Here is a 13,630-nt window from a genome sequence, read left to right on the forward strand (position 1 = left end):
TTTATAGATTATATTTATAAAGTATGTATGTGTCAATATTTAGCCTTTAAAAGCAATCTTAACTATTATAAAACTTTAAAATTTTTAATGCAATTATTTTATTTAAATAATTAATTTTACTGTCGTATGTCCTTTATTTACATATTATATAAAACTTGTTGATTTAGATATAGTAAAATGGGAAAAAATAATTTATAAATTTAATTTTAAAAGGACAATAATTAATCTATATCTGCAAGAAAAATTTTTATCTCTACTAAAAATATGGTTGTTTTTCCTTTTGACAAAAAAATAAAAAATAAGCTTCAAATTTAGAAGTTTTAGATATTGATTTTCAATTGTCTTTAAACAAGCTGTCATTATTTTTTCACACTTATTTATTAATATTTATTCAAGCTAAAAATAAGGAGGAATAATTTTGGAAGATAGAAATATAATAGAAAGTAACAAATCCACTAGAGGGAAAAAATCTGGTAATGGCCTTATAATTTTGACTTTAATTTTTGCGATTATAGGCGGAGTTATAGGTTCAGCATTTACAAGTTATTGTTTTTATAAAAAATTTCCTGCTAATTCAGAAAATTCATCAAAGAATATAACTATAAATGCAAGCGATGTTTCAACTGTAGCTAGTGCTGTGGCAAAAAAATCAATGCCATCAGTAGTTGGGATTACAACAACAGGTGTGCAACCATCATTTTTTGGACCTGTTCAAGTCCAAGGTATGGGTTCAGGTATAGTTTTTGATGACAAAGGATATATTGTAACAAATGCTCACGTTGTAAAATTAAATAATCAAGTAGTGGATAAGGTAAATGTTCAACTTGATAAAGATGTTACTGTAGAAGGTAAACCTATTTGGGTTGACGAAAATGTTGATCTTGCTGTAGTTAAAGTTAATACTAAAGAAAAACTTGTTCCAGCAGAGCTTGGAGATAGTGATAAATTAAATATAGGGGATGTGGCAATAGCTATTGGTAACCCAATTTCTCTACAATTTAGTCAAACTGTTACTCAAGGTATTATTTCAGGATTGAATAGATATGTTGGTCAAGTTTCTGGTGGTGGCTATATGATGGGGCTAATACAAACTGATGCTTCAATAAATGGAGGTAACTCAGGCGGTGCCTTATTAAATGCACAAGGACAAGTTATAGGTATAAATACAGTAAAAGTTCAATCTGCAGAAGGTCTTGGATTTGCAATACCAATTAATTATGTAAAAACAATAATCAATCAAGTTGTGAAAAATGGAGATTACAAGGAATTATCTCTTGGTGTATATTCAGCAGATGCTCAATATGCCAACCAAATTATCGGTAAAGATTTGGGAATAGATGAAGGGATATTTATCTTAAAAGTTTTTGATAATTCGCCAGCGAAAACTGCAGGTCTAGAAGTTGGAGATGTTATTACAAAACTTGGTGATGACAAAATTAAAGGAGTTAAAGACCTTAAGGCTGCCCTTTACAAGTATCAAGAAGGAGATAAAGTCACCATAACTTATATAAGGGAAGGCAAAGAAAAACAAACAGAATTGACTTTTACAAATTACAGGGTTCCTGTAAGTGAAAAGCTAAAGGAAGATAAAAAAACACAAGAAAACTTTGAAAATAGACAAGACCAAGGTCAAAATTCACAAGGTAATTATGATGAGTCAGATCCTTTTAATCAATATAGAGAATATATGAGGTCTTTTTTCGGAGAATAAATAAACATTAATTTGATTAGTATTTAATAAAAAATGCTATGGCACAAGCTGTAGCATTTTTTATTTTTATAAATTTATAAGCCAAGCGGAGAAGAATTATAAAATGATATTATTTACACAAAAACCACAAAATGATATAATAAAATAAATATAGTAAAATAAAACGGAAATTTAATAACTATTAATAAAGGAGGGCTTATGTTAATAAATATTCCTATAATTTTAGGCTCTATTATGGTCATAGTAAAAGTTATTCTTATTATATTAGTTATTTTTGCACTTATAAAGTACATCAAATCAAAATAAAAAATTTAAGTCTGTAATTATGATTAACGTTTTCAAAACAAGGGGTGAGTTATGTCTAGAGAATTAAAGTCTACTATTATGCTTTTAACAGCGGCAATTATTTGGGGATTTGCCTATGTAGCTCAAGTTAGCGGTATGAGTCATGTTGGACCCTTGACATTTAATTTTGCTAGATTTTTGGTTGGTGGAGTATTCTTAATCATTATATATAATATTTTCAAAAGAACTATACCTTATTATAAAAATGAAATTTATTCACTTAATAAAACTATAAAATATGGAGTTATATGTGGTTTGCTTTTGACAGTAGGAAATAATCTCCAGCAGTTATCTCTTTTGGGGACTAGTGCAGGTAAGGTTGGTTTTTTAACTTCTACTTATATAGTGATAATACCTTTGATTCAATTTTTCTTTGGAAAAAGAATTTCAAATAGAATAATATTTTGCATATTTATAGCAATGTGCGGAGTTTATCTTTTATCAGTAAAGGAAAATTTATCTATAAATTCCTATGACATACTGGTTCTTGTTTCTGTATTATTTTTTGCCATACATATTATGATAATGGCAACATGCCCTGATGATTGTGAAAAGATTTTAGTTTCTATGATTCAGTTTTTTGTAACGAGCATACTATCAATAATTCTTGCTTTTTTGTTTGAAGATATTGCGATTATAAATTTATTTAAAGCTTATAAGGAAATTTTATTTGTAGGTATTATTTCATCTGGTATTGCTTATACATTACAAATGCTAGCTTTCAAAGATATTGATCCAACAATAGGTTCTTTGGTAGCATCTTTGGAATCGGTTTTTTCAGTTATAGGCGCATGGATATTTTTAAATCAAAGAATGAATTTACGAGAGATTAGTGGGTGTGTTATAATATTAATAGCCACAGTGGTTGCACAATTACCAAGTAAGGGGAAAACAAAAGGATTGAGTAAAGGGTAAAGGTTTACTTAATCAATTTAAAATTATTTCGTAAATTTACTTATTTACTATTTTTATTTTGCACTTTGTTATTATCAGGTGCAAATTTTTTGGAGGTGTAAGATGACTAGAGAATTTAAATCCGTAATTATGCTACTTATCTCAGCAATTATATGGGGTTTTTCTTATGTAGCCCAAGCCTTGGGTTTGCAAGAAGTCGGGCCATTCACCTTTAATACTGCCAGGTCCTTTGTAGCCTGTATTTTTTTATGGCTGACTTATCTTTTCTTTAAAAAAACATCAAATTATTACAAAAATGAGATTTTTTCCTTAAAAAGTACAATCATATTTGGTTCAGTATGTGGACTTTTAATGACAGTTGCCACAAATTTCCAACAAATGGGTATTATTGGTACAACTACTGGCAAGGCGGGATTTTTAACTGCTACATATATAGTTTTGATTCCAATATTTGATTTTTTCTTAGGCAAAAAAATAAAACCAAGAATTATTTTGTGCGTTTTTTTTGCCATGGTTGGAACATATTTACTCTCTGTTAAGGAAAACTTTACAATAAATGGATATGATCTTTTGGTTTTATTTTCAGCTATATTTTTTGCTTTACATATCATGGTTATGACAAAACTTCCAAATGACTGCCAAGCTATCCTAGCTTCTCTGACACAATTTTTTGTAGTTATGCTAGTATCTCTTGTTATTGCAATATTTAAGGAAGAAATAGTCCTTGCAAGTTTAAAAGCTGCAATTCCAGCAATACTTTTTGTAGGTGTTCTTTCATCAGGGGTAGGTTTTACCCTACAGATGATTGCAATTAAAGATATTGATCCAACAATAGGTTCATTGGTTTCTTCCTTAGAATCAGTATTCGCTGCTGTTGGAGGTTGGATGATTCTTGGTCAAAAGATGAATCTAAGAGAAATTACAGGATGTATAATTATCCTAGTAGTAACAATTATTGCACAACTACCATCTAAGAAAAAAGTTTAATATTAATGAGATTTAATATTTTTTTCATAAAATTAACAAAATTCTAAAATTTTTATTTCAAATTTATATTTTATAATTAAAATGAGGTGAGATGATGTCACTTATTGATAAAATTTTTTCTAACAAAAGTAAAAAGATAATTGCTATAGACGGAGAATATGGGTCTGGAGCTTATAATATAGCTGCAAATATTGCAGAAAAGGAAAATATTAAATTTTACGATTCTAAATTAATAGAGCTTATGACTTTAGAAAAGAAAGTCAAACCTGAGGATTTGAGTAAAGATGATTCTTTCTTACAAGGCACAATTTATGATCTATATAGAGAAAATTATTCTTATTCACAGGAAGATATAGCCTTTTCTGATGCACAATTTCTTATGGATTCAAGAACTATAAGGGACATTGCAAAAAAAGGTCAATGCGTTATCTTGGGCAAGTGTGCAGATTATGTACTTGGTGATGATATAGTTCTAAGCGTATTTATCTATGCATCAGAAGATTTTAAATTAAATAGGATTGAAAAAGACTATAACATTAAAAAAGATAAGATAGAAACTAAGATGAATAGGGAAGATATGAAAAGAAAAAATCACTATGAGAGAAACACAGGAAGATTATGGGGTAAATCATCGGTTTATGACTTATCTATTGACTCTTCTGCATTTTCCTTTGATACTATTGAGGATATAATAATTAAATTAGCCAATAAAAAAATAAGATAAAAAAGTCCCGAAAGAAAATTTCGGGATTTTTTCTTAATTATTTATTTTTTCAGAAGCTTGGGCTGTTGCCCTTTCTCTTTGCTGTCTGGTTTCTAATCTCTTTTCTTCAGAAGCTTTAGCCCTTTCGTAAGCGTGCATAATAAGTGCTATAGTTACTACTGCGTAGGAAAGGAAAGTTCTGAAATATTCTCCAATCATGGCATCTCCTGCGATTACCTTTCCTGCTTGAGGCATTACTATAAACATCAAGTGGAAAAGAGCTGTACCTAAGATTGCATTAGGTATTGATGCCTTTGAAACTGAAGCACCACCAACTAGAAGGGAAGCTGCTGCATAAAGGGCTGCTTGGTCTTGACCTCCGTATGTGGAAAGAGTGCCTATATTTTGCAGATAAATAATTTGACCATAACATGCAAGAACAGTTGAAATAATTATAGATTGAACTCTAATTTTATTTGAATACATACCAGCATTTGTTGATACTATTTGGTCTTGACCGACTGCCTTCATATCATGTCCGAGTTTTGTTCTTTTAAACCATACAACAAAAACACACAAGATACCAATGACTACAAGGGTCATTATTGGTACATCAAATCTTATTGCTTGACTTTGACCAACTGGCAAATTTATCCTAAATTTTAAAATATTATCTAAAGCACCACGAGATGCAAGGGTAAGGGAATTTTTAATACCGAATCCTTCAGAAAGTAACAATTCCTTAGTCCTTATTGGGATTATTGTTCCACAGAAGAAAAGTAAAAATAGCATATACCAACCAAGTATAAAGAATGAAAGCATCATTGATGTAATCATTTCACGACCCTTAGCTTTATTTAGAACCATACCAGAAAATTGTCCAAGTAAAATTGAAATGGGTGTACCTATAAGAGCAGCTACAAGAAGACCGGTAGCTCCAGTAAATCCCCAATCTTGGGCAAATATAAGACCGATTTGACCGCTCATAGCTCCCAAAGGTATACCAAAGTTAATTCCCATACCTGCCATAATAGGAATTAGTAAAGAAAGAACTAAGAAAGTATTTCTAACTAATCTTGTGGCAAGTTCTGATGTAACAGAGGCTATTGGTGGTTTTGCAATTATAATTCCTATCCCGCAAATTACTATAAATAGGATTGGAACCATGGAGCTTCTTAAAGTTTTTCCAAAATTTTTATTCATTTACTTTGTTCCTCCTTGTAAGTGCGTATAGAATCATACCATTTGTAACAATTATACGAAGTATTTCTGAAATATCAATATTAAAAGCACCATTTATAACAGTAGGTGTAAGAGTTATAATTCCTTGGAATAGAAAAGTACCAATTATAACATGAGGTATTGTAGCCTTATTTATACTAGCACCACCTATTAAAAGGGCAGCAACTGTTTGGAAAGTAAAGGCTAGAGGTGCTTGATAAAGCTGAATGAATCCATAGGATTGTTGATAAACAATTATTCCCACAGAAGCAATAGCTGTTGATAAAATAACAGAAACAAATCTAACTCTTGAAATATTTATACCACTTGCTTTTGCATACTCAGGGTTTGAACCTACAGCAGTCATAGCTGTTCCTGTTTTTGTTTTAAAGAAAGACCAAACAAGGAAGGCAAAAAATGCAAATAATAAAAACATACCTATAGGTACATGAACTCCACCTATATTAAATGATAAAAATTTACTTATAAGTCCCATAGTCATCTTATTTCCTGAATTACCAATAACTTGTTTCATCCAATAGTTTGCAACAGGAATTTGTTGACGAAGTCCAGTTCCTCCATAAGATAAAACAGAAACTGGATTTTTGTAGGGTAGTAGTAAATAAGCTATACACATAAAAGATGTGAATGAATAACCAACATAAGTAGCTATAAGCATTTCATCACCCATAATTTTATTTAAAACATAACCATATATAGCGCCGAAAAATATGGAGAAAAGTATAGCAAAAACCATTGCCATAAATAAGCCCATATATCCTACATATCCAAATTCTATAGATGTAACTCCACCAAGGATACCACAAACAACTCCTATTGGAATACCAAAGTTAAGTCCGCAACCTGATTGAACCATAGGTACAAGAGAAAGCACTAATATTGAAAACATACCAAATCTTGAAAGTACATTTTCAAAAGAGTCTTTTATACTAACACCAGCAAAAGGAGCAGCTATAAATAAGGCTATTAAAAAGAGGGCAATTATTGTTCTTGCCAAACCAAATTTTTGTAATAAATTTTTATTTTTCACCTTAAACCTCCACACTTTCTCCACTCATCAATAGACCGAATTTTTCGGGGCTAGCATCAGCCGGAAGAATTCCTGCAATTTTACCTTCACAGATTACTGCAATTCTATCACATATTGATCTTAATTCTTCAAGTTCAGAAGAAACCATAACAATTGTTGTGTTGTTTTCATTGTTGAATTTTTCCAAAGCTTCCAAAACAAGTTGTTTAGCTCCAATATCTATACCACGAGTCGGCTCAGAAACAAAAAGTAGTTCTGGATTCATGGCAAAAGCTTTTGCAAGACAAATTTTTTGTTGGTTACCTCCAGAAAGATTACCAGCTTTTTGTTCAGGACCTGTGCATTTAATAGCGAGGCTATCAATGTAATTTTTTGCCAATTCTTTCATGGCGTTTTCATCTCTAAATTTAAGCCCTAATATTTTCTTAATATATTTATCTTGCACTTGCATTGAATTAAAAGCAATATTCCAATAAATAGGTTCATCTAAAAGTAGACCAACTCCACGTCTATCTTCTGATACAAATGCTATGCCTTTTTTAAGAATTTTTGAAGTATTTCCAAGTTTTAGTTTTTCACCCTTAAAAGTAACTTCACCGCCTACAGGATAAGTACCTAAAATTCCATTTGGAATCCCAAGTTTTCCTTGACCGGCAAGTCCAGCTATACCAAGTATTTCGCCATCTTTAATAGATAAGCTAACATCAAAAACAGCTTCACCAGGCATATCGACCCATAAATTATTGATGTTCATTATTGTATCTTTGCCATCAATATCTTTTTTATTTTTCTTAACAACATCCATTTTGTCGTCAGAATTTCTTCCTACCATCCAATTAGCAATCTCTTCTATAGATAAATCTTTATTAGGTCTATTTTCAACAACAATACCATCTCTTAAAACAACAACCTTATCGCAAATAGTTAAAATTTCTCTTAAACGATGGGAGATAAAAATAATTGCTATACCAAGAGAAGAAAGTCTTTTTAAAGATTCCATAAGAGAATTTGCTTCAGATTCAGTAAGAACGGCTGTTGGTTCGTCCATAATTATTAACTTAACATTTTTTCTAGTTATTTCTCTAGCAATTTCTATAAATTGCTTATGACCAACTGGCATCTCTGATACTAATTCATTTGCATCTATTGAAATACCTAGCTTTTCAAGGGAGCTACCAGAGATTTCAATATTTTTTTTGCCATCAATTGTTTCGAGTTTTTTGCCGAAAACAGAAGAAACTACAGATTTTTTAGTATTTTCCATATTTAATGTGATGTTTTCAGCTACAGTAAAGCCTGGAATTAGGTTAAATTCCTGATGGACCATACCTACTCCAGCATTTAAAGCTTCTATTGGGTTTTTAAAAGATGTTTCTTTTCCGTCAAAAATTAATTTGCCATTAAATCCACCTGTTTCATGAATTAATTCCATTCCGAAAATAATATTCATAAGGGTAGATTTTCCAGCTCCATTTTCTCCGACAAGTCCAAGAATTTCTCCTTCTTTCAAAGTGAAGTTAACATCTTTTAAAACTTGATTTTCACCGAAACTTTTGCTGACATTTTGCACTTCTAATAGATTTTCTGTCAAAATATCACCTCATAATTATTAAAAAAAACCAACGACCTTAGCCGTTGGTTTTGGCCTTTTTTTATTCTGCTTGACCTTCAGCTTGTTCTTGAGATTTTTCAATAGCTTCTAAGTCAACATTTAGATTCTTATACTTTTCAGGAACTTGAACTTTGTCCATTCCCATGTATCCTTTACCATATAGGTAAGTATCTTGAGAAATAAGAACGTGGTTATCAACTTCTTGACCATTTTGTCTATCTACAAATTTTGAAGCCATCCAGTTTGCACCTTCAGTATATTTGTGAAGTGAAGCCTTAATATCTTCAACATTTGTAAGTTCAGCTTGACCGTGAAGAACTTTAATAACGTGGTCAACGGCTCCTCTAACTTCTGTATATCCTAGTGAGTAAGCCCAAGAACCCATTCTTCCGCCGCCGCCAGCTTTAACAACAGCTTCTTCAACTCTTTTATTTATTGCTTGCCAATTTCCTGCAATATCGCTTAAATCTACAGAGAAAGCATTAGGATAACCCATTATTGGAGAAGGTAAATCAGGTTCAATAAATATTGCTCCACCTTGTGCAACTCCTCTTAATATAGGTTCAGTATGAGCATCATTAGTACAGAAGAAACAAGTATCTTTTCCGTATTTATCAATCCAGCTTTGAATATTTTCAGCTACATATTGTTGTGCTCCTGGAATACCGATATCAGTTGTTGGGTCTGGTGCATTTAATGAAATAAATTCAAGTCCTTCATCCTTACAAGCTTCTTCAAAAATAGCTCTTCTTAAAGCAAGCATTTCAATTGACATATGTCTTGGGAAAGTTATATGAGCGAATTTAGTAGCTCCAACTTCTTTTGCAGCTTTAACAATTCTATAACCTCTTGATATATTATCAACATCTATACAAAGGTCAGATGCTTTTTCAACCATAATAACATCTTCTTGAGGAGTTAGGTTGATTAAAATGATATCAGGTCTTTTTTCTCTAATTTTTTGGAAAGCTGCTGAAGTACCTGGAACAGATTGATTTACAATAATTGCTTTCATATCAGGATCATCAGCCATGGCTGTGATTTTTTGAATTGTAGTTTCTATTTCAGCTTCAAATCTGTCAGGATAAGTATCATTTTTTACAACGTCAGCACCAAACTCTTCAATAGCTGCTTGAGCTGCTCTGAACTCATCTTCTGATTGTGAAACTGTACCTGTAACAACACCGATATGGTAAGGTTCGCCTTCTTTTAAAACTTTGTAATCAGCCTTAGGCAAATCTTTGATTTCTTCTGTTTCTTTTGCTTCTGCATCTTTTCCATTGGAAGAAGATGTGTTTTCAACCTTAGAACATGCTCCCATACTTAGTCCAAGGACCATTAACAAAAGAACAGTTAAAAATCGAACAAATTTCTTTTTCATAATTACACCTCTTAAATTGAATTAAACATTATTAAAAATAAATATTTATACCAGTTTAACACAATATAGAGTTTATGTCAATAAAATACTATCAAACTAAAGAAAGAAGTTTTTTATTTTATAAATTCACCATATAATATATTTTCTGTAATAATTTTCTTTTTTTAACTTAGTCATATCTTTTAAAATTTTTATGAAAATATCAAATTCTTTTTTAAGATAATTCTATTTCTAATTTATTATAATTGATTTATATTGTAGTTATTTATAGAAAATTACTTTAAAAATAAAAGATTTTTAATTAGAAAATGAAATTTTTTATTTTAAATGTAGTTCCTGTACTATATTGATTATATCATAATTAAGGGCAAAAAAAATAAGGCGGAATTGAATCCGCCTATATTTTTAATTTCTATTAATTAAGTCTAACACTCCATCAACCAAATCGAAAATTTTTATTATTAAAGCAGCTATGGAGATGAAAATTGCAATTTTTTCAAATATTGAAAAATGTGTGATATCATCAAGTTTCTTACTTGCATTTTTTTTAATTTTACATAAATTCTTATCCATTTTATTTCTCCTTATGAAAAATATACAATTTTATCAGCATTTAATACTCTGAAAGTGAAAGATTCTGTGATAAATATTCTTACACTTTCCCCACAATCTCCTTCATATCCAACTGAAAAGTCAGAACCGAGTACAAATTCAAAATCTTCATTTTTATGGGGAATTAATAAGGCACCTTTTAAAACTTTAGATCTTACAATGCTTCCGCCAATTAATTTTGAAATAACCTTAATTAAACTTGCACCTTGGTATATAATGTTTAATTTTTCATAAATCTCTTTAGATACAATTAAATCATAAGGGGCATGAGCTGAACTTTCATATAATTTATATATAGCTTGACCTATTGATTTTAAAATTTCATTTGCGTCACTACCTATTTTAAGCTTATGACCAGCACTTTGAACAAGACCAGTTATTTTTGCACTTTTATTTCCATTATATATAATTTCTTCTTCTGCCAAAGCGATGTTTCGAGCAGCTTCTTCTAAAGGGTCAAAATTTACATCCTTAGCTCCTCTTTCAACATCATCTAAAGTCCATTTCAAAAGTTCTAAGGGAATTCTAAGTTCAACAAGTGGAACAACCTTTCTTATACCTGCTTGGACCTTGTCATTTTTTTGAGAAATAATTTCAAGTCTTCCGTCTTGAACACCGCTATATTTAAAACCTTTAGGACCTTTTACATCTAAAACTCGTCTAGCACTTAGCATTGGAATAATAGCTTCTCTAGCAGCACTATCTATTTCATCCCATGTATTTTTTGTAATTGGAGCAAAACTTCTTTTTAAAATATCCATATATTACTACCCCCTAAAGCTTATTACTACCCCCTAAAGCTCTCCTATACCTAAATCTTCATCAGAAGAAGCTTTGGAAGATTCACCTGATTCGGCATCTTCTTCTACTTTTGTTAAATCTTTATTGGTGAAAAGATAGGTTCTCATTTGTTCATCCCATCCATCTTGGTTTCTTCTCAACCATTCAAGAAGCATTATAGCATGTTCCATTTCTTCATGTTGATTGTGAAGCAAAAGCCTATTTAATTCTTCATTTGAGCTTGTAGCTACTCTTTGATGATAGCAGTCAACCGCATCAATTTCTTCCTTTAAAGAAACAATAGCTCTAACTATATCTCTATCTTTTTGACTCATTTCACTTGTAGGTTCATGATAATCATTTGCCATATTATTACCTCCTTTTATTTTTTCTACCCATTAAAAGACCAATCAATCATTAATCAGAAGTTTATAAATTCGAGTAGAAGGGTATTTAATTTATAATTATAAGTGATAATTGATGATGGAAAGAGGAACCGAAATGATAGAATTTAGGAATGTTAAGAAGATATATCCAGGCAATCAGGTGGCAGTAACTGATATTAATTTAAAATTTAACACAGGAGAATTTATTTGTTTTATTGGTTTATCAGGTTCCGGAAAAACCACTTGTATGCGTATGATTAATAGGATGAATGAGCTAACTGAAGGAGAAATACTAATTGATGGGATAAACATCAAAGATATTAATCCCGTAAGCTTAAGGAGAAAAATAGGCTATGTGATTCAGCAAATAGGACTTTTTCCGCATATGAGTGTTTATGATAACATAGTTCTTGTTCCAAGATTATTAAAATGGGATGAAAGAAAAAACAGAGAAATTGCAGAAGATTTAATTAAAAAAGTGGATTTACCGCTTTCATATTTAGATAAGTTTCCGGGAGAACTTTCAGGAGGTCAACAACAAAGAATCGGAGTTATAAGGGCCCTGGCAGCAAATCAAGATATTATTTTGATGGACGAACCATTTGGTGCCTTAGATCCAATTACCAGAGATTCCTTACAAAAACTTGTAAAAAAATTACAAAAAGAAATGGGGAAAACTATTGTTTTTGTTTCTCATGATATGGATGAAGCCCTAACACTGGCGGATAAAATAGTAATAATGAACAAGGGTACAGTTGTACAATTTGATACTCCGGAAAATATTTTGAAAAATCCGAAAAATGATTATGTTAGGGATCTGTTAGGAGAAGAAAAGTTAAACGAAGCCAAAACTTCTTTAAATTCAGTTGAAACCATTATGATTAAGGATCCGGTTTCAATTTCTAAAGATAAGACAACTTATGATGCCCTGGTACTTATGAGACAAAAAAGAGTTGACAATATGTTTATTACAGACAGTGAAAATCATCTTTGTGGCTACTTAAATATGTTTGATATAGGCAGCAAAGGCAGGAGAGTTTTGCCCTTATATAAGGTTATGAAAAAAGCTCTGTCAATCACAAAAGAAACTAAAATCATGGATGCAATTAGGCAAATTTGGAAACTTGATGTTAAAAATTTGCCGGTTGTTGATGGAGAAAATCATTTTGTAGGGCTAATAACTCGTGCAACTATTGTAGATACAATTTATACAAATCTTTGGGGGTCTAATGAAATAGAAAATATCAGTGATTATGAAAATGAAAAAACCACAGTAATAAAGGATGAAAGTGATAATAATGCTTAAATTTTTTAATGAAAACAGTTTTGAGATTTATAAAAAAATTTTAGAACATTTATATATATCAACCATTTCACTTGGACTGGGGATTTTAATTGCAGTTCCAATAGGGATTTTATTAATAAGAAGTCAAGTTATAGCTAAAATTTTTATGGCACTTGCTTCAGTTTTGCAAACAGTACCATCTTTTGCCCTTTTGGCAATAATGATACCAATTTTTGGAGTTGGGAAAAAACCTGCCATATGTGCCTTATTTATATATTCACTATTACCAATTATGAGAAATACTTATCTGGGCATTGAGGCGGTAGATTCTAATTTAATAGATGCAGCTCTTGGCATGGGAATGACTAAGAGTCAGTTATTATTTAAAGTTCAATTACCTATGGCTATGCCTGTAATTATGAGTGGAATAAGGCTATCTGCAGTATATGTTTTATCATGGGCTACTCTTGCCTCATATATAGGCGGGGGCGGTATGGGAGATTTTATTTTTAACGGCTTAAACAATGCAATAATGCCAATGGTAGTATGGGGGACCATACCTGTAACCCTACTTGCAATATTGGCGGATTTTTTGTTGAGAAAACTTGAAAATAAAATCTCACCCTTAAGGAGATCATAAC

At 31.0% G+C, this 13,630-nt stretch carries 13 protein-coding genes; 6 read left to right on the forward strand and 7 right to left on the reverse strand.

Translation table 11 applies throughout. From position 1 onward, the window contains the following. The first annotated feature begins 418 nt into the window (after positions 1–418). The 4 genes from F594_RS0106575 (at position 419) to F594_RS0106595 (ending at position 4,682) form a co-directional block, all read left to right on the forward strand. Complete coding sequence (locus tag F594_RS0106575) at positions 419–1,711, forward strand: S1C family serine protease (protein WP_019034995.1); 1,293 nt, start codon at positions 419–421, stop codon at positions 1,709–1,711. Between the two features lie 357 nt (positions 1,712–2,068). Then, positions 2,069–2,971: a DMT family transporter gene (locus F594_RS0106585; RefSeq protein ID WP_019034997.1), complete on the forward strand. Its 903-nt coding sequence runs from the start codon at positions 2,069–2,071 to the stop codon at positions 2,969–2,971. A 102-nt stretch (positions 2,972–3,073) separates the two neighbouring features. Further along, on the forward strand, positions 3,074–3,958 hold the full coding sequence (locus tag F594_RS0106590; protein WP_019034998.1) for a DMT family transporter: 885 nt from the start codon (positions 3,074–3,076) through the stop codon (positions 3,956–3,958). Positions 3,959–4,052: 94 nt separating this feature from the next. Further along, a complete protein-coding gene (locus tag F594_RS0106595) occupies positions 4,053–4,682 on the forward strand; it encodes a cytidylate kinase-like family protein (RefSeq protein ID WP_019034999.1) in 630 nt (209 codons plus the stop codon). A gap of 33 nt (positions 4,683–4,715) precedes the next feature. Here F594_RS0106595 and F594_RS0106600 read toward each other — a convergent pair whose 3' ends face one another. From F594_RS0106600 to F594_RS0106630, 7 genes are all read right to left on the reverse strand, one after another. Next, positions 4,716–5,864 carry an ABC transporter permease subunit gene (locus F594_RS0106600; protein ID WP_009345829.1) on the reverse strand — a complete coding sequence of 383 codons (1,149 nt, stop codon included), beginning with the start codon at positions 5,862–5,864 and terminating at the stop codon, positions 4,716–4,718. Continuing rightward, the gene (locus F594_RS0106605; protein WP_004825024.1) at positions 5,857–6,933 is read right to left on the reverse strand and encodes an ABC transporter permease subunit; all 1,077 of its coding nucleotides are present in this window, start codon (positions 6,931–6,933) and stop codon (positions 5,857–5,859) included. The genes F594_RS0106600 and F594_RS0106605 overlap by 8 nt, the downstream gene beginning before the upstream one ends. A gap of 1 nt (position 6,934) precedes the next feature. Next, positions 6,935–8,524 (reverse strand): sugar ABC transporter ATP-binding protein, encoded by a 1,590-nt coding sequence (locus F594_RS0106610; RefSeq protein WP_019035000.1) that lies wholly within the window; start codon positions 8,522–8,524, stop codon positions 6,935–6,937. 61 nt (positions 8,525–8,585) lie between these two features. Further along, on the reverse strand, positions 8,586–9,926 hold the full coding sequence (locus F594_RS0106615; protein WP_019035001.1) for a DUF3798 domain-containing protein: 1,341 nt from the start codon (positions 9,924–9,926) through the stop codon (positions 8,586–8,588). A gap of 405 nt (positions 9,927–10,331) precedes the next feature. Further along, positions 10,332–10,499: a hypothetical protein gene (locus F594_RS09745; RefSeq protein ID WP_019035002.1), complete on the reverse strand. Its 168-nt coding sequence runs from the start codon at positions 10,497–10,499 to the stop codon at positions 10,332–10,334. A gap of 11 nt (positions 10,500–10,510) precedes the next feature. Then, positions 10,511–11,299: a family 1 encapsulin nanocompartment shell protein gene (locus F594_RS0106625; RefSeq protein WP_019035003.1), complete on the reverse strand. Its 789-nt coding sequence runs from the start codon at positions 11,297–11,299 to the stop codon at positions 10,511–10,513. 33 nt (positions 11,300–11,332) lie between these two features. After that, positions 11,333–11,686 (reverse strand): encapsulin-associated ferritin-like protein, encoded by a 354-nt coding sequence (locus tag F594_RS0106630; protein WP_004825114.1) that lies wholly within the window; start codon positions 11,684–11,686, stop codon positions 11,333–11,335. 133 nt (positions 11,687–11,819) lie between these two features. On the opposite strand from F594_RS0106630, the gene F594_RS0106635 reads away from it, so the two are divergent. Both F594_RS0106635 and F594_RS0106640 read left to right on the forward strand, forming a co-directional pair. Then, a complete protein-coding gene (locus F594_RS0106635) occupies positions 11,820–13,010 on the forward strand; it encodes an ABC transporter ATP-binding protein (protein ID WP_009345853.1) in 1,191 nt (396 codons plus the stop codon). Then, entirely contained in the window at positions 13,003–13,629 is a 627-nt protein-coding gene (locus F594_RS0106640) for an ABC transporter permease (protein ID WP_019035005.1), read from the forward strand. Before F594_RS0106635 ends, F594_RS0106640 begins: the two co-directional genes overlap by 8 nt. The last annotated feature ends 1 nt before the right edge of the window (position 13,630 follow it).

Source organism: Peptoniphilus lacrimalis DSM 7455, from assembly GCF_000378725.1.
Lineage (GTDB): Bacteria > Bacillota > Clostridia > Tissierellales > Peptoniphilaceae > Peptoniphilus_A > Peptoniphilus_A lacrimalis.

Bases quoted from the DNA above. Each gene is read 5' to 3' on its own strand.
- F594_RS0106585 (WP_019034997.1), top strand. From the start codon at position 2,069: ATGTCTAGAGAATTAAAGTCTACTATTATGCTTTTAACAGCGGCAATT.
- F594_RS0106590 (WP_019034998.1), top strand. From the start codon at position 3,074: ATGACTAGAGAATTTAAATCCGTAATTATGCTACTTATCTCAGCAATT.
- F594_RS0106595 (WP_019034999.1), top strand. From the start codon at position 4,053: ATGTCACTTATTGATAAAATTTTTTCTAACAAAAGTAAAAAGATAATT.
- F594_RS0106600 (WP_009345829.1), bottom strand. From the start codon at position 5,864: ATGAATAAAAATTTTGGAAAAACTTTAAGAAGCTCCATGGTTCCAATC.
- F594_RS0106615 (WP_019035001.1), bottom strand. From the start codon at position 9,926: ATGAAAAAGAAATTTGTTCGATTTTTAACTGTTCTTTTGTTAATGGTC.
- F594_RS09745 (WP_019035002.1), bottom strand. From the start codon at position 10,499: ATGGATAAGAATTTATGTAAAATTAAAAAAAATGCAAGTAAGAAACTT.
- F594_RS0106625 (WP_019035003.1), bottom strand. From the start codon at position 11,299: ATGGATATTTTAAAAAGAAGTTTTGCTCCAATTACAAAAAATACATGG.
- F594_RS0106630 (WP_004825114.1), bottom strand. From the start codon at position 11,686: ATGGCAAATGATTATCATGAACCTACAAGTGAAATGAGTCAAAAAGAT.
- F594_RS0106635 (WP_009345853.1), top strand. From the start codon at position 11,820: ATGATAGAATTTAGGAATGTTAAGAAGATATATCCAGGCAATCAGGTG.
- F594_RS0106640 (WP_019035005.1), top strand. From the start codon at position 13,003: ATGCTTAAATTTTTTAATGAAAACAGTTTTGAGATTTATAAAAAAATT.